At 66.5% G+C, this 26,138-nt stretch carries 25 protein-coding genes and 5 pseudogenes; 10 read left to right on the forward strand and 20 right to left on the reverse strand.

Going from position 1 to position 26,138, the window contains the following annotated elements; all coding sequences use genetic code 11:
• Positions 1–85 precede the first annotated feature (85 nt).
• Positions 86–615 (reverse strand): annotated as a pseudogene (locus tag AC3A6Y_RS28785) (Sir2 family NAD-dependent protein deacetylase); the annotation flags it as partial.
• A gap of 375 nt (positions 616–990) precedes the next feature.
• On the opposite strand from AC3A6Y_RS28785, the pseudogene AC3A6Y_RS28790 reads away from it, so the two are divergent.
• Positions 991–1,152 (forward strand): annotated as a pseudogene (locus AC3A6Y_RS28790) (IS110 family transposase); the annotation flags it as partial.
• A gap of 172 nt (positions 1,153–1,324) precedes the next feature.
• Here AC3A6Y_RS28790 and AC3A6Y_RS28795 read toward each other — a convergent pair.
• Positions 1,325–2,230 carry a LysR substrate-binding domain-containing protein gene (locus AC3A6Y_RS28795; protein ID WP_487871644.1) on the reverse strand — a complete coding sequence of 302 codons (906 nt, stop codon included), beginning with the start codon at positions 2,228–2,230 and terminating at the stop codon, positions 1,325–1,327.
• A 101-nt stretch (positions 2,231–2,331) separates the two neighbouring features.
• Between AC3A6Y_RS28795 and AC3A6Y_RS28800 the strand changes: the two genes are divergently transcribed.
• From AC3A6Y_RS28800 to AC3A6Y_RS28810, 3 genes are all read left to right on the forward strand, one after another.
• The gene (locus tag AC3A6Y_RS28800) at positions 2,332–2,649 is read left to right on the forward strand and encodes a hypothetical protein (RefSeq protein WP_487871645.1); all 318 of its coding nucleotides are present in this window, start codon (positions 2,332–2,334) and stop codon (positions 2,647–2,649) included.
• Positions 2,650–2,664: 15 nt separating this feature from the next.
• A complete protein-coding gene (locus AC3A6Y_RS28805; protein WP_487871646.1) occupies positions 2,665–3,636 on the forward strand; it encodes a Bug family tripartite tricarboxylate transporter substrate binding protein in 972 nt (323 codons plus the stop codon).
• 100 nt (positions 3,637–3,736) lie between these two features.
• Positions 3,737–4,027 (forward strand): DUF6988 family protein, encoded by a 291-nt coding sequence (locus tag AC3A6Y_RS28810; protein WP_487871647.1) that lies wholly within the window; start codon positions 3,737–3,739, stop codon positions 4,025–4,027.
• On the opposite strand, the gene AC3A6Y_RS28815 is transcribed toward AC3A6Y_RS28810, so the two are convergent.
• The 3 genes from AC3A6Y_RS28815 to AC3A6Y_RS28825 all read right to left on the reverse strand — a co-directional run bounded on the left by AC3A6Y_RS28815 (position 4,024) and on the right by AC3A6Y_RS28825 (position 5,409).
• Complete coding sequence (locus AC3A6Y_RS28815) at positions 4,024–4,893, reverse strand: restriction endonuclease (protein WP_487871648.1); 870 nt, start codon at positions 4,891–4,893, stop codon at positions 4,024–4,026. The two genes, AC3A6Y_RS28810 and AC3A6Y_RS28815, sit on opposite strands and share 4 nt — an antisense overlap.
• A gap of 10 nt (positions 4,894–4,903) precedes the next feature.
• Positions 4,904–5,083 (reverse strand): hypothetical protein, encoded by a 180-nt coding sequence (locus tag AC3A6Y_RS28820; RefSeq protein ID WP_487871649.1) that lies wholly within the window; start codon positions 5,081–5,083, stop codon positions 4,904–4,906.
• Between the two features lie 62 nt (positions 5,084–5,145).
• Complete coding sequence (locus AC3A6Y_RS28825; RefSeq protein ID WP_487871650.1) at positions 5,146–5,409, reverse strand: VF530 family protein; 264 nt, start codon at positions 5,407–5,409, stop codon at positions 5,146–5,148.
• Positions 5,410–5,563: 154 nt separating this feature from the next.
• Here AC3A6Y_RS28825 and AC3A6Y_RS28830 point away from each other — a divergent pair.
• Positions 5,564–5,783: pseudogene (locus AC3A6Y_RS28830) on the forward strand (DDE-type integrase/transposase/recombinase); the annotation flags it as partial.
• 409 nt (positions 5,784–6,192) lie between these two features.
• Positions 6,193–6,939 (forward strand): acetoacetyl-CoA reductase, encoded by a 747-nt coding sequence (gene phbB, locus AC3A6Y_RS28835; RefSeq protein ID WP_487871651.1) that lies wholly within the window; start codon positions 6,193–6,195, stop codon positions 6,937–6,939.
• A 75-nt stretch (positions 6,940–7,014) separates the two neighbouring features.
• Here the strand turns inward: phbB and AC3A6Y_RS28840 are convergent, their stop codons facing one another.
• Positions 7,015–8,754, reverse strand: a complete 1,740-nt coding sequence (locus AC3A6Y_RS28840) for a PHA/PHB synthase family protein (RefSeq protein ID WP_487871652.1) — start codon at positions 8,752–8,754, stop codon at positions 7,015–7,017.
• Positions 8,755–8,936: 182 nt separating this feature from the next.
• A pseudogene (locus AC3A6Y_RS28845) lies at positions 8,937–9,093 on the reverse strand (4Fe-4S dicluster domain-containing protein); the annotation flags it as partial.
• 126 nt (positions 9,094–9,219) lie between these two features.
• Between AC3A6Y_RS28845 and AC3A6Y_RS28850 the strand changes: the two are divergent.
• Positions 9,220–9,765 (forward strand): hypothetical protein, encoded by a 546-nt coding sequence (locus AC3A6Y_RS28850; protein WP_487871653.1) that lies wholly within the window; start codon positions 9,220–9,222, stop codon positions 9,763–9,765.
• Positions 9,766–10,031: 266 nt separating this feature from the next.
• Here AC3A6Y_RS28850 and AC3A6Y_RS28855 read toward each other — a convergent pair whose 3' ends face one another.
• The 4 genes from AC3A6Y_RS28855 to AC3A6Y_RS28870 form a co-directional block, all read right to left on the reverse strand.
• On the reverse strand, positions 10,032–10,979 hold the full coding sequence (locus tag AC3A6Y_RS28855) for a hypothetical protein (RefSeq protein ID WP_487871654.1): 948 nt from the start codon (positions 10,977–10,979) through the stop codon (positions 10,032–10,034).
• 11 nt (positions 10,980–10,990) lie between these two features.
• Positions 10,991–11,386 (reverse strand): hypothetical protein, encoded by a 396-nt coding sequence (locus tag AC3A6Y_RS28860; protein ID WP_487871655.1) that lies wholly within the window; start codon positions 11,384–11,386, stop codon positions 10,991–10,993.
• Entirely contained in the window at positions 11,370–14,138 is a 2,769-nt protein-coding gene (locus tag AC3A6Y_RS28865) for a CHAT domain-containing protein (protein WP_487871656.1), read from the reverse strand. Before AC3A6Y_RS28865 ends, AC3A6Y_RS28860 begins: the two co-directional genes overlap by 17 nt.
• Before the next feature lie 847 nt (positions 14,139–14,985).
• The gene (locus AC3A6Y_RS28870; protein WP_487871657.1) at positions 14,986–15,147 is read right to left on the reverse strand and encodes a type II toxin -antitoxin system TacA 1-like antitoxin; all 162 of its coding nucleotides are present in this window, start codon (positions 15,145–15,147) and stop codon (positions 14,986–14,988) included.
• 59 nt (positions 15,148–15,206) lie between these two features.
• Here AC3A6Y_RS28870 and AC3A6Y_RS28875 point away from each other — a divergent pair.
• Both AC3A6Y_RS28875 and AC3A6Y_RS28880 read left to right on the forward strand, forming a co-directional pair.
• Positions 15,207–15,649: pseudogene (locus AC3A6Y_RS28875) on the forward strand (transposase); the annotation flags it as partial.
• A gap of 536 nt (positions 15,650–16,185) precedes the next feature.
• Positions 16,186–17,199 carry an ABC transporter substrate-binding protein gene (locus tag AC3A6Y_RS28880; RefSeq protein WP_487871658.1) on the forward strand — a complete coding sequence of 338 codons (1,014 nt, stop codon included), beginning with the start codon at positions 16,186–16,188 and terminating at the stop codon, positions 17,197–17,199.
• A gap of 129 nt (positions 17,200–17,328) precedes the next feature.
• Here AC3A6Y_RS28880 and AC3A6Y_RS28885 read toward each other — a convergent pair whose 3' ends face one another.
• The 9 genes from AC3A6Y_RS28885 to AC3A6Y_RS28925 all read right to left on the reverse strand — a co-directional run bounded on the left by AC3A6Y_RS28885 (position 17,329) and on the right by AC3A6Y_RS28925 (position 24,900).
• Positions 17,329–17,493, reverse strand: a complete 165-nt coding sequence (locus tag AC3A6Y_RS28885) for a hypothetical protein (protein ID WP_487871659.1) — start codon at positions 17,491–17,493, stop codon at positions 17,329–17,331.
• A gap of 242 nt (positions 17,494–17,735) precedes the next feature.
• Positions 17,736–18,719, reverse strand: coding sequence for a dihydroxyacetone kinase subunit DhaK (gene dhaK / locus AC3A6Y_RS28890; protein WP_487871660.1), 984 nt, complete (start codon positions 18,717–18,719; stop codon positions 17,736–17,738).
• On the reverse strand, positions 18,716–19,348 hold the full coding sequence (dhaL, locus tag AC3A6Y_RS28895) for a dihydroxyacetone kinase subunit DhaL (protein WP_487871661.1): 633 nt from the start codon (positions 19,346–19,348) through the stop codon (positions 18,716–18,718). The genes dhaK and dhaL overlap by 4 nt, the downstream gene beginning before the upstream one ends.
• Complete coding sequence (locus AC3A6Y_RS28900) at positions 19,345–20,379, reverse strand: ABC transporter ATP-binding protein (protein WP_487871662.1); 1,035 nt, start codon at positions 20,377–20,379, stop codon at positions 19,345–19,347. Before AC3A6Y_RS28900 ends, dhaL begins: the two co-directional genes overlap by 4 nt.
• A complete protein-coding gene (locus AC3A6Y_RS28905) occupies positions 20,366–21,478 on the reverse strand; it encodes an ABC transporter ATP-binding protein (protein WP_487871663.1) in 1,113 nt (370 codons plus the stop codon). Before AC3A6Y_RS28905 ends, AC3A6Y_RS28900 begins: the two co-directional genes overlap by 14 nt.
• A gap of 2 nt (positions 21,479–21,480) precedes the next feature.
• Positions 21,481–21,648 carry a hypothetical protein gene (locus tag AC3A6Y_RS28910; protein ID WP_487871664.1) on the reverse strand — a complete coding sequence of 56 codons (168 nt, stop codon included), beginning with the start codon at positions 21,646–21,648 and terminating at the stop codon, positions 21,481–21,483.
• On the reverse strand, positions 21,645–22,592 hold the full coding sequence (locus AC3A6Y_RS28915) for a carbohydrate ABC transporter permease (RefSeq protein ID WP_487871665.1): 948 nt from the start codon (positions 22,590–22,592) through the stop codon (positions 21,645–21,647). Before AC3A6Y_RS28915 ends, AC3A6Y_RS28910 begins: the two co-directional genes overlap by 4 nt.
• Positions 22,589–23,473 carry a carbohydrate ABC transporter permease gene (locus tag AC3A6Y_RS28920; RefSeq protein ID WP_487871666.1) on the reverse strand — a complete coding sequence of 295 codons (885 nt, stop codon included), beginning with the start codon at positions 23,471–23,473 and terminating at the stop codon, positions 22,589–22,591. Before AC3A6Y_RS28920 ends, AC3A6Y_RS28915 begins: the two co-directional genes overlap by 4 nt.
• An 89-nt stretch (positions 23,474–23,562) precedes the next feature.
• Positions 23,563–24,900, reverse strand: coding sequence for an ABC transporter substrate-binding protein (locus AC3A6Y_RS28925; protein WP_487871667.1), 1,338 nt, complete (start codon positions 24,898–24,900; stop codon positions 23,563–23,565).
• Positions 24,901–25,108: 208 nt separating this feature from the next.
• On the opposite strand from AC3A6Y_RS28925, the gene AC3A6Y_RS28930 reads away from it, so the two are divergent.
• Complete coding sequence (locus tag AC3A6Y_RS28930; protein ID WP_487871668.1) at positions 25,109–26,137, forward strand: LacI family DNA-binding transcriptional regulator; 1,029 nt, start codon at positions 25,109–25,111, stop codon at positions 26,135–26,137.
• The last annotated feature ends 1 nt before the right edge of the window (position 26,138 follow it).

Below are 26,138 nucleotides of genomic sequence, written 5' to 3' on the forward strand. Positions count from 1 at the left end.
TGTCCGTGCAGGACGACAGCTCCGATCCCGTCAACGGCCTGAGGGCAGGTGTTGGACAACCCTAGACCGAAGGTGACACCTGGTCATCGACGTCAGCATCGCCGTCCGGCGCGGCGCGGGCTTCCAGTGCGGCCCACGCGGGGTTGCGCGCAAGCAGCGACTGCTGCATTTCGGCACGCGGCGTGCGCGTCTCGCAGCCAAGGCAGCGCACGGTGTCGATGCGCCCGTGCAGGTCGATGGTCTGGCGGCTGCCGGCGGCGTCGTGCAGGCCGTCGACCGTTTTGCGTGAGCAGCAGTCCCACGCGGCCCGAGGCCTCGAGCCGGGCCAGCGCGCGGTGCGAGGCCCCAGGCCGGGCTGTCGCCATGGTCGGCCAGCCGACGAGGCTGCGTGCCCAGTAGCGGCGTCGCGTGAGCTCGTCGCCGGTGAAGGCTTGGAGGGTGACCGGCGCCGGCCGCTTCCCAATCGCCGTTGACGTCGCGGTAGTCGGGAATGTCCGAGTCGGTGCTGCAGCCGGCGCCGGTCAGCACGAGGAGGCGTGGACGGCGCGAGGCGAAGTCGGCCAGCGAGGTGGAGGCGCAGATCCATGCGCCGGTGATCGACAGAACGGCAACCATGCTGCCGAGCAGCGAGACGAGAATGCGATAGAACGGCCCGAAGACCCTACCTGTGCAGCCCGCGCAGCGATCCGGACAAGACATTGCCCGCGGCGGCAGACTGAAAAGCCTGACCCGTGCAGCGGAGGAACTCGGGCTGGGGCAACTGGCACAACACAGACGCTCATCGCTTGGAACAAGAGATTGGCGCCAAGCTTTTCACGCGTGATCGACGCGGGGCGGGGCTGACCGAAGTCGGGCTGGCAGTCGTTGAAGATCTGCGGGCAGCTCTTGCGTATGGCGACGCAGCGGCGGGGCGCGCGCGATGGGCGCAGGCCGCGCGGGTCGCCTGACAAACGGCTTTGTCACCCGATCACTCCGAAATGGGCGTATCCGAGGTCTGGCTGGCAAAGCGCGGTGGCCGCGCTGGCCAACAAGAATGCGCGAATCCTCTGGGCCGTATTCGCGCGAGGTAAAGCATTCGATGCACGACATGTGAGCGTCGAGACGCGGCGCTTCTGGATAAACGTTCCAGTCATGACAGCCACGCCGGCATAGTCTCGCCAGAACTATTGTTCGTTACCTTGAAAGACGTGAGTTCGAAGATGCATTGAACAGGTCGGACCGGCAGCGGGCAAGCTCGATCAAAAATCTGTCGCACGAAAATTGGTGAAGAATGAATGGAGCCCGCTGAGCGGTTCGTATCTGGGTCCGCACGCAGGAGCGACCGCTATCCCGCCGCCCGCAAGACTAAGCGACTTTGCGAGCTGATCGCGGATGTCAGAGCGCGCGCGGCGATGTTGAGCCGCGATTCCGCCCGCGTGTACAGGCTGCAGGTGAGGAGCGGGAAGGGCTTGTCCAGAGGGATCTCCTGCAGCAGCGCAGCAACCGCGGGCTCGGACAGCATCGGCTTGCCCAGCAGGCCCAGCACGTCGCTGCCGGCCAGCATCGCCACCCGAATCCCGTGCGAGTCGCATTCGGTGGCCGACGCAGGCAGCGCCATGCCCGCTGCCTTGAAGGACTCCTCCAGCACGCCGCCGGAGCCGCGCGGCCGGATCATCAGCCACTGCGCCCCGCTCAAGGCCTCTAGCGTGCGCGCATGGCGCAGCGGATGCCCTTTCCTGCCCACCACGGTGAGCCTGAATCGCGCCAGCGGTCGGGCATTGAAGCCGCGCGTGGACTCCGGCTCCAGCCGCAGGCAGATCGCGAAGTCCAGCGCCCCTTCGCGCAGTAGCGGCAGCAAGGTTTCCTGCGTGCCCTCGACCACGCGCACCACCGTGTCCGGGTAGTCAGCACGGAAGCGCGCCAGCGCGGGCGGGATCAGCCATGAGCCCATTACGGAAGCAACGCCGACCCGAACGGTCTGGACGTTTCTGCCCGCCAAGTCGGCCAGCTCCTCCTTCGCCTGGCGCATCTCGCCCTGGATGGCGCGTGCCCGGGCCAGGAAGGCCTTGCCGGCCGGCGTGAGCACTATGCCCTTGCTGCTGCGTTGCACCAGCACGGCGTCGAGTTCCTGCTCCAGCGCCTGCAGGCCCTTGGTCACTGCAGGCTGGGACATGCCAAGCTGCCGGGCGCCGGCGCGGATGCTCCCCGCATCAACGATGGTGGTGAAGGCACGCAGCTGGGCCATATGCATGGTGATTCCCTTGGGCTATCACGCAGAAGTGCGCTTCATCTTACGCGTCTCGCGGCCCGGTGGTGTACTGCGCACACCCCCGAACACCGCTGGAAAGCCCCATGAACGCCTCGCCCCCACATTCCCGGCCCGCCGCGCCGCCGCGGCGGCCCTACCTGACGCTGCCGGGCTGGGCTTTCGCCCTGTTCTCGTCCGCGCGCATCCTCGGCTACCTACCCACGCTTTGGGCCATCCACCTGCAAGGCGGATCCAGCCAGCATTCACTGTTCACTTGGATTACCTGGCTGGGCGCCAACGCCACCATGGCCGCTTGGCTGTTCGAGGAGAACGGGCAGCGCCTCAGCAAGCCCGTCGTGGTCAACGGCTGCAACGCGGCCATGTGCTTGCTGGTCACACTCGCGATCCTCGTGTACCGCTGACAAGGAGATTGAAAAATGCTGATGAAGGCATGCTTCGCCGTCCTGCTCGGCCTCGCAGCGGTCGCGGGTGCGCACGGGCAGTCCCCGGCCGACCCGACGGCGTCGATCCCGCTCATGCTCGTCGTCGGCGGACCACCGGGCACGCCCGGCGACTTGGTAGCGCGGACCCTCAGCGCTCCGCTGGCCGCAGAGCTGGGTCAGCCCGTGGTAGTGGAGAACCGCCCGGGCGGGGCGGGTACCGTGGCCCTGGCCTACTTGGTAAGAGCCCGGCCCGACGGCAACACGCTGGGCACATTCGCCTTGCAGTCGGCGGCGGCCCCGACGCTGATGCGCACGCTGCCATACGACCCAGCGCGCGACCTTGCGGCGGTGCGCCAGCTCACCACGGTGAGCAACTTGCTCGTGGTCCACGCCGACAGCCCCATGCACTCTGTCGCCGACGTGTTAGCAACGGCACGAGCCGGTACGCTGGCCTACGCATCCGGCGGCAATGGGACGCCGGCCCACCTCGCCGCCGAGCTGTTTGCGCTGGAGGGCCGTGTGCGGATGCAGCATGTCCCCTTCAATGGTCCGGTCGCGGGGCTGACCGCGCTGGCGGGAGGCCATGTGCAGCTGATGTTCGCCACCGCGTCGGCGGCAGCGACGCTGGTGACGTCGGGCAAGGTGCGCGCGCTCGCCACCACCGCGCCCGCGCGCTTGGCCGCCCATCCCGACGTGCCCACACTTGCTGAGAGCGGCCTCTCGGGGGCCACCGTGCGTGATTGGCACGGGCTGGTCGCGCCGGCCGGCACGCCGCGGGCGCGAGTGGAACAGGTGGCGGCCGCGCTGGGACGGGTGATGGCGCAGGAGGGCGTCCGCCAGCGTCTCACGGCCGTCGGCATGGAACCCGTGGCGACGTCAGGTCCGGACGAATTCAGGCAGTGGACGGAAAGCGAGATTGAGCGCTGGCGAGCTGTGATTCAGAAGGGTGGCATCTCAATGCAGTAGAACTACCAGCGTGACGACTCTCCGCCGCTGACACACAGCGGGATCGCCTCAGGCAGTCAGCGTTGAGGTCAGCCAAATCGGCTAACCAGGTCAATGAAATGTGCTAGCCGCTGCGGCGCATCAGGTGCTTTCCCACTTCAAGGAGGTGAGCTGGCCTGCGCTGAACTTATTCGTTCACGGCGGTGTCCACGCCTCGAGCCGGTCTGCTGACGGCTTTCCCGCGGTACTTGCGCTGCAACTCTTGCGCAATTCGAACGGCCTGACAACGATGACCGGCATGACGCATGCCGTTCTGACGGGCGACCAGCTATGTGCAAGTGCGATGTCCAGGATTCAGCGGGAATTCGCTGACTGCTTGCCTCAACTTCTCGAACATCCCCCCCTTGTTTAGCCGACCTCTGAGCCGCGCACGGCGCGGCACTTCGGGTACGTTGAACACCCCCAGAAGGTCTGCCCGGTGTGCTTTCCATTCCTCGCCGTACGCTTGACCATCTCAGCGCCGCAAGTCGGGCACGAGGGCTGTGGCGCGGGTGTCCATTCCGACTGAGGCTTGTTCGCTGGAGCAGGTTCGCGTGGCGTGGATAGGGACTTCCTGCCTTGCTGGATGAGTCCAAAGAGCCGAGCACCGTCCACGAGCTTGACGTTTCGGCCCTGCGCGAACTCCTGCGCGTCGCCGCTGAATGTCCCCGACGTCACCACGAATCCGCCGGTGGCGCCACGCGCGGCCATGACGCCATACAGCTCGCGCACCACCTCCACGCCGACCTTGTAGGCCTTCCACTGCTTGCACTGCATTAGAAACTTATCGCTGCCCTTGGTCAGTACCAAATCGACACCGCCGTCGGCGCCACCGCCGCCGGTCTCCAGCACGCGAAATCCTTGCAGTCTGAAGGCCCCACCGACCAACACCTCGAACTCGCGCCAGGACATGCCGTCCAGCGCATCTGCGCTCTTGGCGTGCGCGACGTTGCCCACGAGCATCCGACGCGCCCGGCGGCGCCAAGCCGACATGCCCGCACCGATCAGGCAAAGGGCAGGCACGATGTACTGCCCATAGCCAGCCAGCGTGGCTCCGGCGGACCGGACGGCGGTCGTCGCGACGCTGCCCGGCTGGAAGGCCGTCACCGGCACCGCTTGCGCCCAGCGGTGGAAAAGCACGTAGAAGATCAGAGCCAGGACCACTCCAGCCCACCAGGGCAGCATGGCGACCAGTTCCAGGAAATCCTCCAATGGGCTCGACCTCTTTCTTCTTGCCATCGTGCCCTCCCTAGCACTTGAGATCGAAGAAGCGCTTGCGCGCCTTGTACAACTCGACGTCCGCGCGGGCTTTGGTGCTTCCGGACGCACCGGCGGCGTTGGTTTCCAGGCCCGGCAGCTTGCCATCCAGACTCATGCACTCACCCCGCTCTTGGCCGCTGAGCTTGATTCGGCGGCGCACGACGTCCATCTCCTCGTGCGTTCGGCCGGTCACGGGTTGAACCGCCCTATCGAAGGCGACTGAATTCGTTCTCAATCAGGAAGCCGCTGCCTGCGCCTTTCTTCCCGAAGCATGTACAAATAAAGCCCTTCAACCTTCTCCCGTGCCCAGGGCGTCTTGCGCAGAAATTTCAGGCTCGATTTGATGCTGGGGTCGTGCGAGAAGCAGCGCACCGGTATTCGCACCGCGAGATCGCCCCATCCGAAGCGGGCTTGCAGGGCGAGAACAATGGCCTCGAGTGTCACGCCGTGCAGTTGGTTCCGCGGCTGGGCGGGGTGGGGAGAGGCGTCTTGCATGGGGACATTCTGCACCCCCGAATCTTCCCGCCGTGGGTTCGGAGTTTCTGGAGCGAGCCCATCGGTTTGCATGGTGTGCCCGAAAAAAGACGCCGACCAGAGTGGCGCCAGCGCTGCTGCCATCCTGAGCGTCAATGAGGACTCTGGCGCGGACATCGAACTGCGCCAGCGCAAATACCTAGACAACATTGTGGAGCAGGACCATCGGGCCATCAAGCGTGGTGCGGCCGATGCTTGGTTTCAAGTCCTTCCGTTGTGCACCCATCCTTCTTGCCGGCATCGAGATCGCGCACATGATCAAGAAGGGGCAACTCGAACGCCCTGCGGGCCATGCCTCGTCCGCAGCGTCAAAGTTCTATTCGTTCGCATTTTGAGTAGCGCGCGGCGGCCTGGCTTCACCGGTCTCAGGGGCGTTAGCGCGACAGAACGAAGGCGAGAAGCTCGTGCGCATCAGCACCACTTTGACCCAGACCCAGCGGCCGTCAGACATCGGACATCGACAAGGAAATCGCTGCGGCGCAAGCACCTCCGCCCCTCGTGTCGCCAGGAAGAAGTTGCTTTCTGAAAAGAGAATGCCGTTAACGCCCAGGTCGGTGGTCGGCTTCGGTGCGGCATCGCCAGCCCCGCCTTGGGATCGGCCGCCGGTCTGGCCGCTCCGACGATTTCGCCTGAGAAGCGTCCGCCTGCGGCATACTGACCGATTGCCATCAGCGCGCGGATCCTTGTTGAGAGCATTTGGGCGCCGGCTGTCCTAGAACTGGTTCCACTCACAAGGAGACTGAAATGGGCAAGCAACGCGTGGCTCTGATCACGGGCGGCATGGGTGGCATCGGGGAAGCGATTTCCTGCAGGATGGCCGATGCCGGCTACAAGGTAGTCGTGACCTATTCGCCCGGCAATGCCAAGCATGGCGAATGGACTGCAGCGATGAAAGAGAACGGGTACGACATGTACGCCGTGGCCTGCGATGTCGCCGACTACGACTCGTGCTCGCAAGCGGTCGCCGAGGTCCATGAAAAGATCGGCGCGGTCGACGTGCTCGTCAACAACGCCGGCATCACCCGCGACACGACCTTCAAGAAGATGGACAAGGTCAACTGGGATGCCGTTCTGCGCACCAACCTTGACAGCCTGTTTAACGTGACCAAGCAGGTCGTCGACGGCATGGTCGAGCGCGGCTGGGGCCGCATCATCAATGTCAGCTCCATCAATGGCAGCAAAGGTGCATTCGGCCAGACCAACTATTCGGCGGCAAAGGCGGGGGTGCATGGCTTCACCAAGGCACTTGCGCTGGAGGTGGCACGCAAGAATGTCACCGTCAACACCATCTCGCCGGGCTATATCGGGACCAAGATGGTCACTGCGGTCCCCGAAGAAGTGCTGAACACGAAGATCCTGCCGCAGATTCCGCTCGGACGCCTGGGCAAGCCGGAGGAAGTGGCCGCGCTGGTGATCTATCTCGCTTCGGAGGAAGCGGCCTTCGTGACGGGAGCGAACATCGCGATCAACGGCGGGCAGCACATGCAGTGAGGCAGGCGCTCGTACGTTGCAACAAGGCAGTGTCCAATTGCGCCCACGCCGCCGGCGTCCGCCTTGGCACGAGCCTCAGTCGGCATAGCGCTTCAGAACGAAGGTGCCCGGCGCGTCGGCGATCGCTGCGTCGGCAGGAATCGGCCTCGCGCGCACCGGCGTGCCCGACCGAGCGGCGAGCCAGGTTTGCCATGCCGGCCACCAACTTCCGTCGCGCAACTCGGCTTGCTGCTGCCACCGCTCAGCGTGCAGCCAGGGCCCGCGCGCCCGCCGCAACGCGATTCGGTAGTGGCGCCGCGGATGGCCCGGCTCGGAGATGACGCCGGCATTGTGGCCACCCGCAACGAGCACGAAGGTCACTTCGGCGTCGCAGAGCCGGTGCAGCTGATAGACTGAATGCCACGGTGACACGTGGTCGTTCTCGGTGCCGATGAGGAAGACGGGCACGCGGATGTCGGCGAGCGAGACCGCGTGACCATCCACTCGCCAGCGCCCCCCGGCGAGCGCGTTGTGCAGGTACAGGCCCGTCAAGTACTGGTGATGCATGAGCGCCGGCATGCGGGTCGTGTCGGCATTCCAGGCGCTCAGGTCGGAGCGCTCTTCGCGTTCGCCGAGCAGGTATTCCCGCATCCGCCGCGTCCACACCAGCTCGCGCGAATGCAGGAACTGGAAGGTGCCGGCCATCTGCTTGCCGGTCAAGTAGCCCTGGCCGCGCATGATCTCGTCGAGAAGGCGGATCTGGCTTTCGTCGATGAACAGCCCGAGCTCGCCTGGCTCGGAGAAATCGGTCTGCGCCGCGATCAGCGTCAACGACCTAAGCGGCGGCAGGCCCTTGGTCGACGCGCTGCCGCCATGGCGGCCGAGCGCCGCAGTGGCGATCGCCATCAGCGTGCCTCCGAGACAGTAGCCGGTCGCGTGCACCGCCTGGTCTGCGCCGTGGAAATGGCTGATGGCGCGCAGCGCATCGAACACGCCGAGGCCGAGATAGTCGTCCATCGACAGGTCCTGGTCGCGCGCGTCCGGGTTCAGCCAAGACACCATGTAGACGGTGTGGCCCTCGCCGACCAGGTAGCGCACGAGCGAGCTGTGCGGCGACAGGTCAAGCACGTAGTACTTCATGATCCACGAGGGCACGATGAACACCGGCTCGGGGCAGACGGTCTTCGTCTGCGGCGCGTAGCGGATCAGTTCGACCAGGCGGTTGCGGTAGACGACCTTGCCGGGCGTCACCGCGACGTCGCGGCCGACAACGAAGCGCGAGTCTTGCGCCAGCGCCTGCGGGTCGGGCTGGCCGGTGATGTCGCGTAGCCAGTTCATTGCGCCCTGCACCAGGTGCGTGCCGCCGGATTCAATCGCGTCGGCGAGCACAACAGGGTTCGTCGGCAGCCAGTTCGCCGGCGTCAGCATGCCGAGCCACTGCCGCGCGAAGAACTGCGTCTCGGCAGCATGCTGCGCCTTCATCCCGGGCGTGCTCGCCGCTTCACGCCAGAAGGCCTCTTGGTTGCGGAACGAGTGGCGCAGTGCGCCGAAGGGCCATTGCGTCCACGCATCGTGGCGAAAGCGCGGGTCGTCGTCGGCCGCGCCGAGATGTTCGTCGCCCGGCGTACCACCCGCGGCGACGCGCACGCTGTCCAACCCGAGGCGCGCCGCCAGCGCCACAAGCTCCATCTGCCGGCCGGGCGACTGCATCAGGTGCCAGGCCCAGTCGGCCCAAGCCAGCGAGAGCGAGACCGGCGACAGGCTGCGCGTCAGCATTTGTGCGCCGGCGGCGTGGACCAGTCGGTCAAGCCGCTGGGTGGGCGTTTCCGCAGTCATGCGACCCATTGTCGATGCGTCGGAGACGCTTCGCCTCAATGAAAACCCAGGCGAGGGTGGAGATCGAAGCGTTCGGCTGGCCGCGCAGCCCCCGTCTCACCCGAACTGCTGCGCCGTCCGATCGGAGATGCGTGTGGCCAGTCGTGCCGCCGCGCGTGCCATCCGTTCTGCATAGTGCGGCCAGACCTGCGCTTGATCTGAAGTCGCCGGCTGCCGTCGTTGCCGCCCACGAATTCGTAGACACCTGCCGGGCAGTAGCGGCTCTCGACGCCGGCGCAGCGGTCCAGGTTCACGTTCACCGGCAGCCGCGGCGCCCTTGAGTGTCAGGTTCGCCGGTTGCCCGCCGCCGACGACGACGAGAGCGATCGATTTGGTGGGGTGAGCAACCGCTAACATCGTGGTACGTTCAGAGGGCCACCTGCGCCGGCAGAGAATGTCGTCCCTGCTCGCTTGGAGTTCTTGGCCATGCGCATCAAGCTCAGTCTGGCGGTCTGTGAAGGAGAGGTCGATTCGGATCCAGAGCCGCTACTCACGCTGGAACTCGATTCGCGACCGAACATCGAGACGCTGGGCTTGAGCCTGGCGAATGGCAAAGCAGCCCTCGCGCAGTTGCAGGCCCAGATTGTCAAGCGGCAGATCGAGCAGATATCGAAGAGCGAGCGACGATGCGGTACCTGCGGCCTAAATCGCACGGTTAAGGATTACCACGAAGTCCACTACCGCAGCCTGTTTGGCCGGGTTGCCGTACGGGTGCCGAGGTGGCAGCGCTGCGCGTGCTCTGCCCCCGTTGAAACCACCGTTCGCCGCCGGCGCTGGCTGTCGGCAGAGTTGGAGTACGTCCAGAGCCGCTTGGCCACTACGATTCCCTACGTCCGGTCATCTGAGTTACTGGAGCTGTTGCTTCCGGTGGCCGCAGCCAACGCGCCAAGCATGGTGCGAGAGCACACGCTGCGCATCGGACGCCGACTGGACGTTCAAAAGACGGTGCGCAGCGCATCTGACGCGCCTTGAAAGGCGCGACTGCTCGGCCCCGCTACGACACCGACTGCGGAATCGTAAACACCATATTTGCCGCGCCGCGGAATTCGCCCTTCGTCACAAGGAACCACAGCGTCGCATAGTCGCCGAACAGCTCGCCAAGGTTGCCGCTCGCGGCGGCGCGGCGCGCAACCGGTCTGCGCCTCTGACTGTGAACTGGCGCGAGCGTTTGGTGCCGGGCAGGGCATCTTGGCGCGCCAGCTGATTGTTGCTGGGACGCGCGCTTGCGTGAGAACCGCCTAGCCCGCCTTGGGTGGCGGCGGATGGGTGTACGCGTAGCTGGGCATCACCCGCTGGCGCAGGAATGCCGACATTTCCGCATTGAGCTTACGTTCGCTGTCCAGGTCGTTCGGCAGCGCCAGGTGAAGCGCCGGGTACAGGCTGAAACGGTACAGGTCGAACGCCACCTCCACCACGTTCCCGTACGCGATCGCTGCCTGCACACCGGCACGGTACGACAGCCACGCCAGCACGAGCGAGATCAGCGCCAGCCCCAGCCATGGCGGATGGCGCCACAACAGCGCGCCGCACACCAGCGCGGCCAGAAAGAACACTGCGGCGAAGCGCAGCGTCACGTCCATCTGGTTGCGCGCATCGCCCAAAAGGCTGCGCATTGAATCGGGCAACAGCGGGAACAGTCGCGGCCAGATCACCACGCCGTCCAGTCCGTAGGCACGCTGCGGTCGGTCCTCGGCGGCGCGCAGTACATTTCCGAGCGCGGTGGGCATCAACCGGTCCGCCGACGGATAGCGTTGCATCAGCGCCGCTGCGCTTGCCTGCATGCGCTGGCGGGTCGGCGCGTCGGGCTGGCCGCCACCTTCGTAGCCCAGCGCCTTCACCAGTGCATCGCGTCGGCGCGCTTGACGTGCGGTGGCGAGGCGCGCCAGATCGCGTGCGCCCGGTGCATTGCCCCAGTAACCCTCCAGCAGGCGCACCAGCGAAAGCTGCAGGGGGTGCAGCACGAGCGCCAATGCGAGGAGCGCGGCCACCAGCAGCAGTGCCTCGCCACCGCCCGGGTCCTTGGCAGCGGCCCACAGTTTGGCCAAGTCAGGTGCGGCCTGCGGCGCGCCGCTCGCGAGCAGCGAGGCGATCAATCCGAACAGCACCAGGTTCGGCAGCAGGCCGACAAGGGACAAGCGCGGGCCGACCTCCTTCAAGCCGCTGTCGATCAGTCCGTCGAGTTTCATCGGTGCGACCTTCAGCCCTGCAGGACAAGCGGCTGGTCGGGGTGGCGCGCGCAGTTCGGTGCATCGTCAAACACGATGGTCACGAGCGAGTAGCCGCAGTCGCGCCGCGGACACACCCAATGTGTGGTGCTGTAGTTACCCACGCCCGGCAGCAGCATGGCGTCGGATGCGCCGACACCCTTCAGGCCGTCGCCGACGAACGCAATCGTCGCATCGCGGTTCACGATGCCGAGCAGAACACCGTCGCGCCGCACCTGGATCTCGCGACACGAATCATCGGCGCCGAAGGCACTGACGAGAGTGCCAAGCACCTGCGCGTCGCTCGCGCCGCTCACGTCCACGGTCAGGTCCGCGCCGGCCTCGGGTGCCGCCGCGTTCGTCACGATGAGCCTATCGAGCAGTCCCATGGCGTCTTCCTTTCGCGAACCGTATTTGCGGCGAGCCGACCGCGAAAAAGGCGGCCCAGTGCACGGGGTGAGCGTAAGGGCGCTCGGGCCCGCTTTGCAAGCGGCTTGCGGCTGCCTCGAGCATGAAGCGCGCCGCCGGCGCCAGGGGCAGCCCGTGCAGGGCCAAAAACCGCGCGCGGGCCTCCTCGCGCGGCATCTCACGCAAAGCGGCAGCGCTCTCGCGCAATGCGGCGACCACGTCGAACGCGTCGTCCGACGCCGCGAGCCGTCGGTAGAACAGATCGGCGGCGAGCAGTGTGAGCGACTCGGGCACCGGCCAAAGACTGCACACCACCGCGCCTACGCCGGTCAGCAACAGGGCCGCTGGCAGGCCGCCGTATTCGTCGATCGTCGGCTCGAAGCCACGGGTGCCAGTCTCGCAGGCCGAGAGAAAGGCCACGCCGAGCCGGCTCAGCCGCGCGCCGACGCCAATGTCGCCGGCCGACCAGAGCTCGGCACTGCGCAACGGCGCGCCGTCGCGGTACAGCGTCCACAACGTGCCGGTTGCGCTGAATTCGAGCCTGCGCTCAAGCGGCGTGCCGTCGTCACGGCGGATCTCATGCAGGCGTCCATGCCCGTCGATGTCGGTGTGGCGCCGGCCGTCGCCGTCGTCCTCCCAAACCGAGGCGGCTGCGGCCAGCGAATCGAGAGGGTCGGCGCCCTGCAGGCCGAGCGCTTCGGCGCCCGCATGCATCAGCAACGCCGAGGCACGGTCGCGGTCGGGCTCAGACCGGCCGTGACCGCAGAAGTGCAACGCCCCGACACGGCGTAACGCGGGTGCGACGAACGCTTCGGTGGCGCGCTCGTGCACGAAATGTTCGACGGTGAAGCCGGCACCGCTCAGGGCGCTTTGCACCGCGAGGCTTTCGGCGGCGGCGAGCGGCAGATCGCCGGTCGGGTTCTCGACGATCGCCGCGCGGCGTGAGCTTGGCGGACGCGGCGCTCGTGAGGCCACTACATGTGCGAGGCTGGGCGCACTCGCGATCTCGATCCCGGACAGCGAGGGCAGCGCCCAGAACGGCAGCAGGTGCAGGGCGCGGTGCGCAACGATCGTCAGCCGACGCAACCCGAACTCGCACGCTGCGGTCGCAATCCAGCGCCCGAGTTCGGCGTCGACCGCGGCGAGCAGGCCATCCAGCACGGTGGCGTGTTCGAGTCCGAGCTCCGGCGCGCCGATCGCGAAAAGCCAACCGGGGCGCGCCTCGTCGCCTGCCATCACCCGCATCCAATAGCCATTGGTCCATTCGCTGATCCATTGTGCGCGGCTCGGCTGCTCGCGGTCGCCGTGGCGCACCAGCACCGCCAGCGTGCCGCGGAAGCCACTGCCGATCGACAGCACCGCCTCGTGTTCCCCGAGCACCGCTGCCACTTCGGCGATGCCGGGCGATGCCAGCGCCGCTGCGTCGAGCTGCGGGAGCAGCCTGCGGTAGCGCTCGTACACCCGTGCATGGCGCGACACCTGACCGTGGATGCGGTCACCGGCGTCAGCGCGATCGGGGGTGGCGGCCGTCGCTGTCGAACCAAGCGGTGCGCCGCGCTCGTGCGCGTGCAGCTCGCGCTCGAGGCGCAGCAGCGTTCGTCCTCGCGGCATCGTGCGCAACCATGCGCGCTGGCGCAGGCGCAGGCTGCGCGCGGCATCCAGTGCACGCAGCGACTCGTCCCAACGCCCAAGCGCACCGAGCGCGAAGGCGTGATGCGTGGCGAGGTTGCTGAAATGCTCACCACGGTCCTGAATATCGGCGTCGCGCAGCGCGTCGAGGTAGTCGTCGCGCGCCGCATCGATCAGCGGGGCGAAGAGCTGCGCCGCGGTCTCGTGCTCGCCGAGGCCGAGGCGCAGGCGTCCTTCGTGGTACGCGACGATGCGGTCAATGTCGTCCGGCGCCGCCTCGCCGCTGCGCGCCGCAGCCCAGGCGGCCGCCGCGGCAGCGGCGTCGCGCTCGTCGACGTCGATCAGCATCGCGAGAAGCATGCGGCTCTGGCGCAACCGGCGATCGCTCGAACGCTCGGCACCGACCGCGTCGGCGCGCTGATGCGCAAGCGCGGACTGTGCCTCGAAACGCGAGGCTTCGCCGGCGTCGCGTGCCTGAATCGCCAGTGTGACGTGAAACTTGAGCGAGGCAACGTCGAGGCGGCGCGACAGTTGCGGCTCGCCTTCGATAGGCAACCGCAGGGCGGCCTGTTCATAGAGCGGGACTGCCTCGTCCTCGGCGGCAAGGCCATGCTCGAGCAGGTCGATCACGCTGGAAACGGACAATGAGGCATCGTCGTCTTGCAGCGCTGCGCCGAGCCGTTGGCGCACCAGGATCTCGGCACGTTTCACGTCGCGCTGCGGATGCGACTCAGGCAGCGAGAGAATCGCCCGGGCGACGATGCCGGCGACGCGCGCATGGTTCGGCGCCATCGCGAGCATCTCCTCTCCCACCGCGACGCGGCGTTCGTCGTCGTCGGCGCGCATGGTGAGGCGCTCACCGCCGATCCAGCGCAGCAGGAGCACTACGGATTCTTCGTTCAGCGTCGTGAAGCGGCCCGGTGTGCTCTCGAGCTTGGCGAGTTCGTTCAGGCAGTAGCCGAAGCCCATGCCGAAACGCGCGAAGCCTTCGCCGAGTGCCGCTTCGCGTTGCGCGTCGTCCTTTGCGTCGAGTGCGCGCTGCACGAAGGCGAGATGATGTTTCGCATCCGCCTTGCTGATCTTTCGCGCTGCGTCGCCAGCCATTGGTGCACCATACTCGCCGCGCCGTGACACGGCAATGCTTGTGCTGTGGGTGGCGCAGCTTGCCGCGACGAACTCCGGTACAGACTCGTCGGCGACGACGCCCGCGGTGAGGTCGGTGCTGCCGACGGGCGGATAGCCGAGCAGTGTGATCGGGCGGTTCGGCCTGTCCGCGAATCGCCCGAGGCTGTCACCGCTGCAGCGTGCGTCAATGCCGCCTTCGAGCCATACACGTTCAGTTCTTCTTCGCGAGGGTCGCGATCGGAAGGACGAAGGTCAGCGGATTGCTGCTGAATGCAGTGAAGCCGTGATGCTCGTAGAACGCAGCGGGCAGTCTCGTCCTTGGTATCGACAACCAACGCAAAGGCGCCCATGCCCGACTGCATTGGCGCGCAGCCCTTCATCTCACAGCAGCGTCGCTCCGAGCTGCCTCTACTGAAACGCGACGCTCGCGCGGGGAGGCGGCCCATGCGTGCCACAGGAACAAGGGGATCGCGCGGCAACTTCTTTGCCATCTTTCGGACAGGTCCGAGAGGGGCATGCTGGCTATGGCCAGGGTGTAGTACCTCGCGATCGCATTCCGATTTCGTGTCGATGGCGACAAAGCAGGCGCTGGTGCGGCGGCGCATGTCCTGCGACGCTTGCTCTCGCAAGTACCTGTCGAGCGCATCGCTCCCGCAGACAAAGCCTGCGCGGTCATGCGCTGGCGCAAGCGCTTCTATACGGAACTGAACCGTCACCGCGAGGAAGCGATCAATTTCTTGTGTGCCTTGGCCGCACGTTCCATCGCAGGAGAGCGCGCGGGGGGATCGAGCAGCAATGAGGCAAAGCGCTGCTGTTTCCCCATCGACTAGCGAATGATCTGCGTCTGCTCAATCGTGCGACGCGCGGCTTCTTGCGCGGCCCCGACGAGGAAGTCGCTGATGCTCCGCCTTTCGATCTCTGCGGACACGTCGGACCACGGCCAGCACATCAGGCGCAATGCGCCCTGTTCGAGGAGATCAACGCTCATCTTGCCGAGCAGGGCCTTCTGATGCGCGCGGGCGCCACATATGGACCGACACCACATTAGGGATGAAAGCGCACCTTGGCGTGGATGCCGCCTCGGGCCTGGTGCACACGGTGGTGGGCACCGCAGCCAAGGTGAGCGACATCGACGTCGCCGGCACACTGCTGCATGGTGAAGAGCAGGCGGCCTTCGGCGACGCCGGCTACCAAGGGGTGCACAAGCGTCCCGAAGCCTAAGGGCCAACAGGCATGTGGCGATGCGTCCGGGCAGGCGCAGGATGCTCAACCCCTTCATCGAGCCGGAGTTCGTGGCCGAGCGCATGGAGAAGATGAAGACCAGCATCCGAGTCAAAGTCGAGCACCCGTTCCGTGTGATCAAGCAGCAGTTCGGCTTCAGCAAGGTGCGCTACCGAGGGCTGGCGAAGAACACGGCGCAGATCGTCACGCTGTTCGCGCTGTCGAACCTGTGGATGGCGCGGCGGCGACTGATCGGGATGGAGGGATGAGTGCGTCTGCGAGGCCCGAACCGGGCTGACAAGACCTGCGTGATGGCTGCGCCGGGCAGCAAATCGACGCCACGACAGCTCGATTGAGATTTCGGATGCATCGGCATCGCCTCATTCATTCAATCGTCCGCGCTGCGCGTGTTCTGCAGACCATCCTTAGCCGTTTTGGGGTAATCGGACTTTCTCTGCCATTTGATCACCCCGTATAGGCCCAGTCGATGGCTTGGCTCAGCGCCGCCCTCCCAATCGCCGCCTCGCCCGTTTCGGCCGCCTTTGTCGCCTCGTTGGTTTCAAACGCTTTGCGGGCCCAGTCGGCGATTGGGCGCGAGCCCGGATTGAAGTTTCGCCTGCCATACAGCCAGCGCCGCCACGATCGAAATGCTAGGCCATTCACGCCGGCTCTCAAGTTCCTGCCGCGGTGCGCACTGGAGTCGGCGAGCTGAGCGCGGGGTTGATGATTGAAAACAAGAAGAGGAACATAGCATCCGGCCTCCAGATCCCGCGCGCCAGCTGCCGCGCGTCCACGAGGTGATCGAATGACGTCGAACGGGGCAAGGATTGCGCTGTCGCGGCGCGCCGCGCTGGCCACGGCGCTCGCCGCGCTGGCTGCAAAGGCCGGGGCGCAACCTCGCGCGCCCGTGGCCAGGGCGCGGCTGGGCTTCCTGGCCGGCGCTGCCCCCGATCCGATCAACCTGCGCAACACGGTGGAGCCGCTGCGCCAGGGCCTGCGCGAGCTGGGCTACGTCGAGGGACGCAATCTCAGTATCGAGTTCCGCTGGGCGGAGGGAAAGTTCGAGCGGCTGCCCGGCCTGCTCGACGAGTTGCTGCGGCTCGACCCCGATGTGCTGGTCCCCTCCGGGCCGCGTCCGGCGCTGGTCGCCAAGAACGCAGCGAAGACCTTGCCTATCGTGGCGGTGGCGGTCGACGACCCTGTGCAGACGGGCCTGGCTGCGAGTCACACACGGCCCGGGGGCAACTTCACCGGCCTCTCGGCGGCGTTCACCGGCATGCTGCAGAAGCGCTTGCAGCTGCTCAAGGAGGTGCTGCCGGCGGCGCTCCGCTTCGCCGTACTTTTCAATCCGGACTCCGTGTCTCGCGCGAGCATGCTGCCTTCCGTGCCGCGCTGGGAGCAGGGCCTCGGCATCACGGCGCAGTTGCTGGAAATACGCGGCCCGGAAGACTTCGAGCCTGCCTTCGCGGCCCTTGCCCGCGGGCGCACGGACGGGGTCGCCATCCTGGCCGATGCGATGGTCTGGGTCCACCGCGCGAGGCTCGGCGAGCTGTGCATGAAGTACCGGCTGCCCTCTATTTGGGGTGGCGCCCCGTACCTCGATGCCGGCGGCCTGCTGTCCTACCAGGGTGACTTTCGTGCGCTGTTCCACCGCGCCGCCGCATTCGTCGACAAGATACTCAGGGGCACACCGCCGGGCGACATCCCCTTTGAGCAAGGCACCAAGCTGGAACTCGCCGTGAACCTCAAGGCGGCCAGGGCGCTCGGCCTGATCATTCCGCAGAGCGTGCTGGTGAGCGCTGACGAAGTGATTGAATGATTTGCATGAAGATGAGCCACATCACCTGTAGGTCATGATGTCGAAGATCGAGCTGATGGGGCGCCAAAGAACGCCATGAAGCGTCCCAGGTCGTCAGGGTTCCAGCGCTGCGGGAGCTTGAGGAACTCCTTACCCACGTTGTCGAACGCTATCGCGCAGCACCCAGCTCACGCTGTTGATGCCGGCCTGGAACGCCGTGATGCCCTTGGCGAGCGTGGTGACGCGCTGCGCCAGCGCGCCGAAGCAGGTGGGCGCGCCGGTAAGCGCCACCACCGCCATGGCCGTGCCGCTCACACGTTGTGCCCAGGAACAGGTTGTCGTATTCCAGGGCGCGGAAACGTTTCCACTTTCCCCGATGCGAATTCCTCCATCGGCATCGACTCGCCGGTGAGCGCGGACTGGCTCACGAACAGGTCCTTCGCCGACCTGCCTTTGTATGAGCCGATCATGCATGCGAGGCACGAGACTAGCCCCAGGCAGGCAAAGGCACAGGATGGGCAGCCAGTTGCTGCGCTCGCGGAATACGACGTTGGCTGCTACCAGCGCAGCGCAGCCGTGTGCACCCGCGCATCCCAGAGCGACGCAAGCTCGTCGTCAAGCAGGGTCATGGTGAGCGACGCCCCGGCCATCTCGAGCGAGGTCGTGTAGTTCCCGACCAGCGACCGGGCGGCAACCAGCCCCTCCGCCTTCAGCCGCAGGCCAGCCGCGTGGTGCAGCAGGTATAACTCCATCAGCGGCGTGCCGCCGAAGCCGTTCACGTGCAGCAGCACCTTGCGCCCAGCCTGCGGCTCAAGGTCGCCGAGGATCGCATCCAGCAGCGTGCGCACGATCTCGTTGGCCGGCATTTGAGCCGCGCGCCGGCGCCCAGGTTCGCCATGGATGCCGACGCCGATCTCGATCTCGTCGGGTCCAATGTCGAAAGTGGGCCTTCCCGCCGCCGGCACCGTGCAGCTGGTGAAGGCCACGCCCATCGACGCCGTAGCCGCGTTCACCCGGTCGCCCAGCGCCTTGCACTGAGCCAGCGTCGCGCCCTGCTCGGCCGCGGCGCCGACGATCTTCTCGACGATGAGCGTACCGGCTACGCCGCGGCGCCCGGTGGTGTGGGTGGAGTTCTCGACCGCCACGTCGTCGTTGACAAGCACCGTTGCGTTCTCGATCTCCAGCATTTCGCTCGCCATCTGGAAGTTCATGCCATCGCCGGCGTAGTTCTTCACGATGAACAGCACGCCGCGGCCGGTTTCGGTGGCGACCGCGGCGGCCAGCATCTGGTCGGGCGTCGGGCTGGTGAAGACCTGGCCCGGGCAGGCCGCGTCGAGCATGCCGCTGCCGACGAAGCCGCTGTGCAGCGGCTCGTGCCCCGAGCCGCCACCGGAGATCAATGCCACCTTGTCCGTCGCACGTTCGCGACGCGCGACGAAAGTGGGCTCGAACTCGACGCGCAGCAGTTGCGGGTGCGCCTCCACCAGGCCGCTCAAGGCCTCGCGCAACATGGTGTCGACGTCGTTGACAAACTTCTTCATGCGGTTTCCTTCCATGTGTCGCACACCGCGGTGATGGCGACTTCGCAGGTTTTCGAACCTGGGTCGATATGGCCCAGCGCGCGCTCGCCGAGGAAGGACGCGCGGCCCTTGGTGGCAGTCATGTCGCGCGTGGCGAGCATGTTGCGGTGCGCCTCGGCCGTGAGCTGCGCGCACAGTTCGGGCAGCGGCGCGTTCTCCTCGGCCAGCCGCTGCAGCAGCCGCGAGACCGGGATCAGCACGTCGAGCATCGTCTTCTCGCCCAGGTCGGCCTTGCCACGACTCTTGATTGCCTCGACGCCGGCCGCGAAGGCCCCGGCGAACTGCCGGCGGTCCGGCTCGGCGATGCCGCCCACGCTCTTGCCCATCGCCATGAAGAAGCTCGAGATCAGAGGCCCCGAGGCACCGCCAATGGTCGACAGCAGCTTCATGCCCATCTTGCCGAAGGCTGCGCCGGGGTCCAGCGGCACCAGTTCGCCGCGCATCGCCATCAGCACGTCGCAGCCCCGGCGCACGTTGATGAAGTGGTCACCGTCGCCGATGGCGCGGTCCAGCGACTCGATCTGGCTCTCGTTCGCGAGAATGGCCGCTTGAACGGATTCCAGCGCGTCGATGATGTGTTGGGTGTTCATAGGCTTCCCTGGATGCCTGCGGCGGCGGTGATGCGGCGTCCCGCCGCGTCGAAGAAAAGGCAGCGCTCAGCCGGAAAGGCGAAGCGCGCCTGCGAACCCGGCGCGAGCGGCTCATCGAGCATGACGCACGCATGCACCTCGACGCCCTGCCGCTCGGCGACCAGCTGGTGCTTTACCAGTGAGCATTCGACGACCTGAAAGCCCGCCGCTTCGCCTTCGGGCGAGAGCAACACGTCCTCGGGCCGGATGGCGACGTGCGCGGTGCCGGCCGGCGAGCGGCCGTCGAACCACTGCGCCGGCAGCACGTTGATGGCCGGCGCGCCGAGGCGCTGCGCCACCGGCAGCGTGCGCGGGTCGCCGTAGACCTCGAGCGGTGTTCCCAGTTGCTGCAGCACGCCGCGCTCGAGGATGCCGATGCGGTCGGCCATGGTGGTGGCCTCGACGTGGTCGTGCGTCACGTAGATCACGGTGGCGCCGGTGCTGCGCTGCAGGCGCCGCAGCTCGACGCGCAGTTCCTCGCGCAGCTGCGCGTCGAGCGAGGACAGCGGCTCGTCCATCAGGAACACGCGCGGCCGGCGCACCAGTGCGCGGCCGATCGCGACGCGCTGCATTTCGCCGCCCGAAAGCTCGGTCGCCCGGCGCGAGAGCTTGCAGTCGATATGCAGCATCGCCGCGACTTCTTCGACGCGGCGCTTGACCTCGGCCGGCTCACTGCGGCGCAAGCGCGAGCGCAAGGGGAATGCGAGGTTGTCGAACACGCTCAGGTGAGGGTAGAGCGAATACTGCTGAAACACGAAGGCACAGTCGCGGCTCGCCGGCAGGCTGCCGGTGATGTCCGCGCCGTCCATGCGGATGCGGCCCGCGTCGGGATGCTCGAGCCCGGCGATGAGGCGCAGCGTGGTGGTCTTGCCGGCGCCGCTCGGGCCCAGCAGCACCACGAATTCGCCGTCGGCGACCTGGATGTTCAGGTCGGTCACGGCCTTGACCTCGCCGAAGGCGCGGCTCACGCCGCTCAGTTCAATGCTGGCCATGGCGCTGTGCCTCCTGGTGTCGTCGCGTCGTGGCGCTGGCGAGCAGCTGCTCGGTGCCGGCATCGAAGAGCACGATGCGCGCGGTGTCGAAAGCGATGGCCACGCGATCGCCGATGGCCGGGCGCTGCGTCTTGTCGATCAGCGCCTTCAGGCTGCCGACAGCGGTCGCGAGCTCGGCGATCCAGTGCGAGCCGAAGTACTCGACGTGCCGTACCTCAGCGGGGAGGCCGACGCCTTCGACGCCGACGCGCACATGCTCGGGCCGCACGCCGAGCACGGCGGCTGCGGCGCCTTGCGCGATGCGCGGCACCGTCAACGGCAGGCCGGCTAGAGACACCGTCACATCGCCGGCCTGCACTGCGCCTTCGACCGGGACGAAGTTCATCGGCGGCCGGCCGATGAAGCGCGCCACGAACATGCAGCTCGGACAGTTGTAGACACCGGCCGGCGTATCGGCCTGCAGGATCTCGCCCCGGTTCATCACGACGATGTGGTCGGCCAGCGCCATCGCTTCGTTCTGGTCGTGAGTGACGAAGACGGTGGTGGTGCGAAGGCGCGCGTGGAGCTTGCGCAGCTCCACACACATCAGCTCGCGGAACTCGGCGTCCAGCGTGCCCAGCGGCTCGTCCATCAGGAAGGCCTGCGGCTGCCGCACGATGGCGCGGCCCAGCGCGACGCGCTGCCGGTCGCCGCCCGAGAGGCCGCCCACGCGCGCGCCGAGCAGGTGCTCGATGCGCAGGACCGCTGCGGCGTCGGCCACGCGTCGGTCGATTTCGGCGCGCGGGAGGCCTTCGTTGCGCAGCGGGAACTCGAGGTTGCCGCGCACCCCCAGGTGCGGGTAGAGCGCGAACAGCTGGAACACCATCGCGATGTCGCGCTCGCGCGGGCGCCGGTAGGTCACGTCCTGGCCGGCCAGCGTAATGGAACCGGAGGTCGGGAACTCGAGTCCTGCGAGCATGCGCAGCGTAGTGGTCTTGCCGCAGCCCGAAGGACCGAGCAGGACGACGAACTCGCCGTCGTCCAGCGTCAGCGTCGAGTCGCGCACCGCGACGAAATCGCTGAAGCGCTTGTGCAGGTTCTCGATGCGGATCTCGGCCATGGTCAGTGCAGCTTTCCGGCGATGGTGTAGCCCGCCACGCCGGCCAGCAGCACGGCGAAGGAGTAGCTGTAGATGTCGAGCGACCAGGGCTGCATCAGCATCGCAAGGCCGAGGGCGATGAGCGCGATGCTGGCGGGCTCCCAGCGCGAACGGGTGAACCAGTTCTTCATTTGCGGATGGCTCCGAAGGTGATGCCGCGCAGCAGGTGCTTGCGCAACAACACGGTGAACACCAGCACCGGCAGCAGGAACAGCGTCGTACCCGCCGCCATTGCCGGCCAGTCCAGCCCGCCCTCGCCGATGATGGTCGGGATGAACGGCGGCGAGGTCTGTGCCGTGCCGCTGGTGAGCAGCAGCGCGAAGGCGTACTCGTTCCACGCGAAGATCAGGCAGAAGATGGCGGTGGTCGCGATGCCGGTCGCCGCCTGCGGCAGCACCACCTTGATGAAGGCCTGGAAGCGCGTGTAGCCGTCGACCATCGCGGCCTCCTCGTACTCGCGCGGGATCTCGTCCATGAAGCCCTTGAGCAGCCATACCGCGAGCGAGAGATTGACCACCGTGTAGAGCAGAATCAACCCGAGATGCGTGTCCGACAGCCCGACTGCGCGGTACATCAGGTAGATCGGAATGGCCACCGCAATCGGCGGCATCATCCGCGTCGACAGGATGAAGAACAGCAGGTCGTCCTTGCCCGGCACGCGGAAGCGCGAGAAAGCATAGGCCGCCAGCGTGCCCAGAATCACCGAGAGCAGCGTCGAGCCGAAGCCGATCAGCACGGAGTTGAGATAGCGGTCCGAGAAGCGCGATGGCCCGGCCAGGATCATCTGCTGCTCGCGCACCAGGTCCTCGTACCAGGTCGCGGCCGGCGGCAATGCGGCCAGCTCCTGCGAACTCACGCGCGAGCGGGTGGTGAACAGGTTGACGTAGCCGATCAGCGAGGGCTGGGTGATCACCTGCGGCGGGTAGGCGATCGCATCCTGCGGCGTGCGGAAGCTGGTCATGAGGATCCATACCAGCGGGATCAGCGAGATCAGCGCGTAGCCGATCACGACGGCGCCGGCGAGGGTCTTGCCGCGCGGCGTCGGCTCCAGCGGACTGTGCACCGTGTTCTTCATCGCTGCTTCACCCGGTCCAGGAAGCGCACCGTCACGAGCGAGAGCCCATAGATGGCCACGAAGAGGATGATGGCCAGCGCCGAGCTGTAACCGGTGCGCCATTTCTCGAACGCCTCGCGCTTGAGCTTGATGGAGGCTAGCTCGGTCACCGAGCCCGGCCCGCCGTTGGTGAGTTGGTCCACCAGGTCGAACATCTTGAAGTTCTCGATCAGGCGAAACAGCACCGCGAGAATGATGAAGGGCATCACCATCGGCAGCGTGATGCGCCAGAACTTGGTCCACTCGCTGGCGCGGTCGATTTCCGCGGCCTCATAGAGATACGGCGGGATCGAGCGCAGGCCGGCCAGGAGCAGCAGCATCACGTAGGGCGTCCACATCCAGGTGTCGACCAGCACGATGGCCCAGGGCGAGAGCTTTGTATCGCCGAGCATGGTGAAGGTGCCGGGGCTGCCGAAGAAGTTGACGATGTAGTTGAAGATGCCGTACTGCGGCTCGAAGAAGTACTTCCAGAAGGTGCCGACCACCGCCGGCGCCAGCATCATCGGCAGAAGGATCGCGGTGCTCCAGAAACTGTGGCTCCTGAAGCGCCGGTTCAGCATCAGCGCCAAGCCGAAGCCCAGCAGCAGCTGCAGCGTGATCGAGCAGCTCAGGAAATGCGCGGTGGCGCGCATGTTCTCCCAGATCGCCTCGTCGTTGAGCACCCGCGAGTAGTTGCCGAGGCCGACCCACAGCACATCGGCACCGGGCCGGTTGGCGCGGAAGTTGGTGAAGGACAGCCAGAGCGTCCAGATCAGAGGGAAGATGTTGAAGGCCAGCAGCAGCAGGATCGTCGGGCCGACGAAGAGCCAGGCCAGGGCGCGATCGGAGAGGCCCTGGCCCATCACCCTCTCTCGAACTGTGGCAGGCGGCTGGGCCCGAACGGCGGCAGGCAATGGTATGGCGCTCATGGTCGGCTGCCCGGTCTCGCGCTTCAAGGCTTGATCTTTCCGTCTTCCTTGAACACCTCGGTCCAGTCCTTCAGCAGGCCGTCGAGCGCTTCCTGCGGCGTGCCCTTGCCGGCCACCACATAGTCATGCGTGCGCTTTTGCATTGCGAGCAGCAACTGGGCGTAGCTCGGCTCCTGCCAGAAGTCCTTGACGATCTTCATCGAGTCGAGGAACACCGGCGCATACGAGGTGCTCTTCTCGAAGCCGGGCTTGGACAGCACCGCGTTGTGGCACGAGAAGCCGCCCGCGTCCCACCACTTCTGCTGCACGGAAGGCTGCGCGAACCACTTGATGTACTCGAGGGCCAAGTCCTTCTTGTCGGAGTACTTCACGACCGAGATGCCCTGTCCCCCCAACTGCGCGGCGGCGATCTTGCCCTTAGGCATGGTGAAGAAGCCGGTCTTCTCGCCGCCCACGTTCGGGTCCTTCGCGATGCCTGGGAAGAAGGCGATGAAGTTCATCTGCATCGCGACCTGGCCAGACTTGTAGGAGTCGAGGTCCTCGGTCATGTAGGCGTTGGAATGCCCCGGCGGCGTGCAGCAGTCGAACAGTTCCTTGTAGAACTTCAGGCCGGCCACGGCCTCCGGTCCGTTGATGAAGCCTTTCATGTCGTATGGCTTCTTCGGGTTCTGGTACTCCATGCCGTAGGCGTACATGGTGTTCGTCACCCCCATGGTGATGCCCTCGGAGCCGCGCTCGGTGTAGATCGCTGCGCCGTACACCTTCTTGCCGTCGAGGGTGCGGTTCTGGAAGAACTGGCCGATCTGCTTCAGCTCGTCCCAGGTCTTGGGCGGCGCGAGCTCGCGGTTGTACTTGGCCTTAAATTCGGCCTGCAGATCAGGCCGGGCGAACCAGTCCTTGCGATAGGTGAAGGCCACCGCGTCGCCCATCGCGGGCAGCGCCCAGTAGTTCTGCGTGCCCTTGGGCCAGGTCGAGTAGCCCTCGACGGTCGCCGGCATGAAGTCGCTCATCTTGATGCTGTTCTTGTCGAAGAACTCGTTGAGCTTGATGTAGTGGCCCTCGGCGGCCGCCGAGCCGATCCACTGGCTGTCGCCGATCAGCAGGTCGCACAGCTTGCCCTTGGAATTGAGCTCGTTGAGCATGCGCTGTGCGAAGTTCGGCCAGGGCACGAACTCGTACTTCATCTGCACACCGGTCTGGGCGGTGAAGTCCTTCGACAGCTCCACCAGCGCGTTGGCCGGGTCCCAGGCGGCCCAGCACAGGGTCAGCTGCTTGTTCTGGGCCTGGGCGGCACCGGATGCCAGCCCCAGCGCCGCGAGCATCGCGGCGGCGAAAGTCGATCGCGTGTTCAACCACTTCATTTGCTCATCTCCTGTGTATGGCAGGCGGCGCTCGCCGCGGTAAGGAAGACAAGCAAAATATTAAAGAGAGCAATAAATAAATCAATCAACGCAAACCCTAAGATGCCCTCGCGAGCCGGGTGGGTTCCGATGCTCGGGATTGCCCGGTGAATGGACCCGGCCGAGATCGGCGACACTGCTGATTGATTTATTGAGGCTCTTTTCGCCCTTGGCTACTTCCGTCACCATCACCCACATCGCCGAGGCGGCGGGCGTCAGCACCGCCACCGTGGACCGCGTGCTGAACAGGCGCCCCGGCGTCAACCCGACGACCGTGCAGCGCGTGCGCGACGCGATGAAGGAGCTCGGCGGTGCCGTGCCGATGCGCGGCCGGCCGCGCTCGACCGACAGCTACCGCTTCGCCTTCGTGCTGCCTGCAACGCGGCGTGGCTTCTTCGACCAGGTGGACCGCCTCATCGCCCAGGCGGCCGGCGACTTCCGCCACCAGCACATCACCGAGGTGACGCGCCGTCTGCCGGCCGACGCTGCCGCCTTCGCGCAGGAACTCGTACAACTATCTGACATGGACGGCGTGGCCCTGCTGGCGCCGGACACACCGCCGGTCAAGCTCGCCGTCAACGAACTGGTGCGCGCCGGGGTGCACGTGGTCACGCTTTTTTCCGACGTCGCGGGATCGATGCGCGAGACCTTCATCGGCGCCGACAACCGCGCCGCCGGGCGCACCGCCGGCTTGCTGCTCGGGCGCGAGGCGCCTGCCGGCCAGGGTCACTGCGCGCTGCTATCGCCCGCCACCCGCTACGCCGCCGAGATCGATCGCGGCATCGGCTTCGCGCAAGTGCTGGAAGAGCGCTTTGCCGGCGCCAAGCTGCTGCGCGTGGACGACATGCCCGAATCCGAAGACGAGGCCTACCGCCGCGCGCGCGAGGCGCTGGACCCGGCCGCCACGGGCAGCCGACTGACGGCGGTCTACAACGTCGGCCCCGGCAGCCACGGCGTGCACCGGGCGCTGGCCGAACACGGCTATGACGCCTCGCTCGGCGTAGTCGCGCATGACCTGCTCGACGTGCATCGTGCGATGCTGCTCTCGGGTGCGTTGACCTTCGTGCTGCACCAGGACGTTCACTACGTCGCGACCACCGCCGCGCGCGTGTTGCGCGCGCTGTGTGAAGGCGTGCGCGGCGCGCTGGCGGTCAGCAACCCGCGCGTCGACATCCTGACTGCGGAGAATCTCGCATGAC

It is taken from the genome of Variovorax sp. Soil_C_17, from assembly GCF_057657265.1.

Excerpts from the sequence above, each read along its gene's own strand:
- AC3A6Y_RS28795 (WP_487871644.1), bottom strand. The coding sequence starts at position 2,230 with ATGCATATGGCCCAGCTGCGTGCCTTCACCACCATCGTTGATGCGGGG.
- AC3A6Y_RS28800 (WP_487871645.1), top strand. The coding sequence starts at position 2,332 with ATGAACGCCTCGCCCCCACATTCCCGGCCCGCCGCGCCGCCGCGGCGG.
- AC3A6Y_RS28805 (WP_487871646.1), top strand. The coding sequence starts at position 2,665 with ATGCTGATGAAGGCATGCTTCGCCGTCCTGCTCGGCCTCGCAGCGGTC.
- AC3A6Y_RS28815 (WP_487871648.1), bottom strand. The coding sequence starts at position 4,893 with ATGGCAAGAAGAAAGAGGTCGAGCCCATTGGAGGATTTCCTGGAACTG.
- AC3A6Y_RS28820 (WP_487871649.1), bottom strand. The coding sequence starts at position 5,083 with ATGGACGTCGTGCGCCGCCGAATCAAGCTCAGCGGCCAAGAGCGGGGT.
- AC3A6Y_RS28825 (WP_487871650.1), bottom strand. The coding sequence starts at position 5,409 with ATGCAAGACGCCTCTCCCCACCCCGCCCAGCCGCGGAACCAACTGCAC.
- phbB (WP_487871651.1), top strand. The coding sequence starts at position 6,193 with ATGGGCAAGCAACGCGTGGCTCTGATCACGGGCGGCATGGGTGGCATC.
- AC3A6Y_RS28840 (WP_487871652.1), bottom strand. The coding sequence starts at position 8,754 with ATGACTGCGGAAACGCCCACCCAGCGGCTTGACCGACTGGTCCACGCC.
- AC3A6Y_RS28850 (WP_487871653.1), top strand. The coding sequence starts at position 9,220 with ATGCGCATCAAGCTCAGTCTGGCGGTCTGTGAAGGAGAGGTCGATTCG.
- AC3A6Y_RS28855 (WP_487871654.1), bottom strand. The coding sequence starts at position 10,979 with ATGAAACTCGACGGACTGATCGACAGCGGCTTGAAGGAGGTCGGCCCG.
- AC3A6Y_RS28860 (WP_487871655.1), bottom strand. The coding sequence starts at position 11,386 with ATGGGACTGCTCGATAGGCTCATCGTGACGAACGCGGCGGCACCCGAG.
- AC3A6Y_RS28865 (WP_487871656.1), bottom strand. The coding sequence starts at position 14,138 with ATGGCTGGCGACGCAGCGCGAAAGATCAGCAAGGCGGATGCGAAACAT.
- AC3A6Y_RS28870 (WP_487871657.1), bottom strand. The coding sequence starts at position 15,147 with ATGAGCGTTGATCTCCTCGAACAGGGCGCATTGCGCCTGATGTGCTGG.
- AC3A6Y_RS28880 (WP_487871658.1), top strand. The coding sequence starts at position 16,186 with ATGACGTCGAACGGGGCAAGGATTGCGCTGTCGCGGCGCGCCGCGCTG.
- dhaK (WP_487871660.1), bottom strand. The coding sequence starts at position 18,719 with ATGAAGAAGTTTGTCAACGACGTCGACACCATGTTGCGCGAGGCCTTG.
- dhaL (WP_487871661.1), bottom strand. The coding sequence starts at position 19,348 with ATGAACACCCAACACATCATCGACGCGCTGGAATCCGTTCAAGCGGCC.
- AC3A6Y_RS28900 (WP_487871662.1), bottom strand. The coding sequence starts at position 20,379 with ATGGCCAGCATTGAACTGAGCGGCGTGAGCCGCGCCTTCGGCGAGGTC.
- AC3A6Y_RS28905 (WP_487871663.1), bottom strand. The coding sequence starts at position 21,478 with ATGGCCGAGATCCGCATCGAGAACCTGCACAAGCGCTTCAGCGATTTC.
- AC3A6Y_RS28910 (WP_487871664.1), bottom strand. The coding sequence starts at position 21,648 with ATGAAGAACTGGTTCACCCGTTCGCGCTGGGAGCCCGCCAGCATCGCG.
- AC3A6Y_RS28915 (WP_487871665.1), bottom strand. The coding sequence starts at position 22,592 with ATGAAGAACACGGTGCACAGTCCGCTGGAGCCGACGCCGCGCGGCAAG.
- AC3A6Y_RS28920 (WP_487871666.1), bottom strand. The coding sequence starts at position 23,473 with ATGGGCCAGGGCCTCTCCGATCGCGCCCTGGCCTGGCTCTTCGTCGGC.
- AC3A6Y_RS28925 (WP_487871667.1), bottom strand. The coding sequence starts at position 24,900 with ATGAAGTGGTTGAACACGCGATCGACTTTCGCCGCCGCGATGCTCGCG.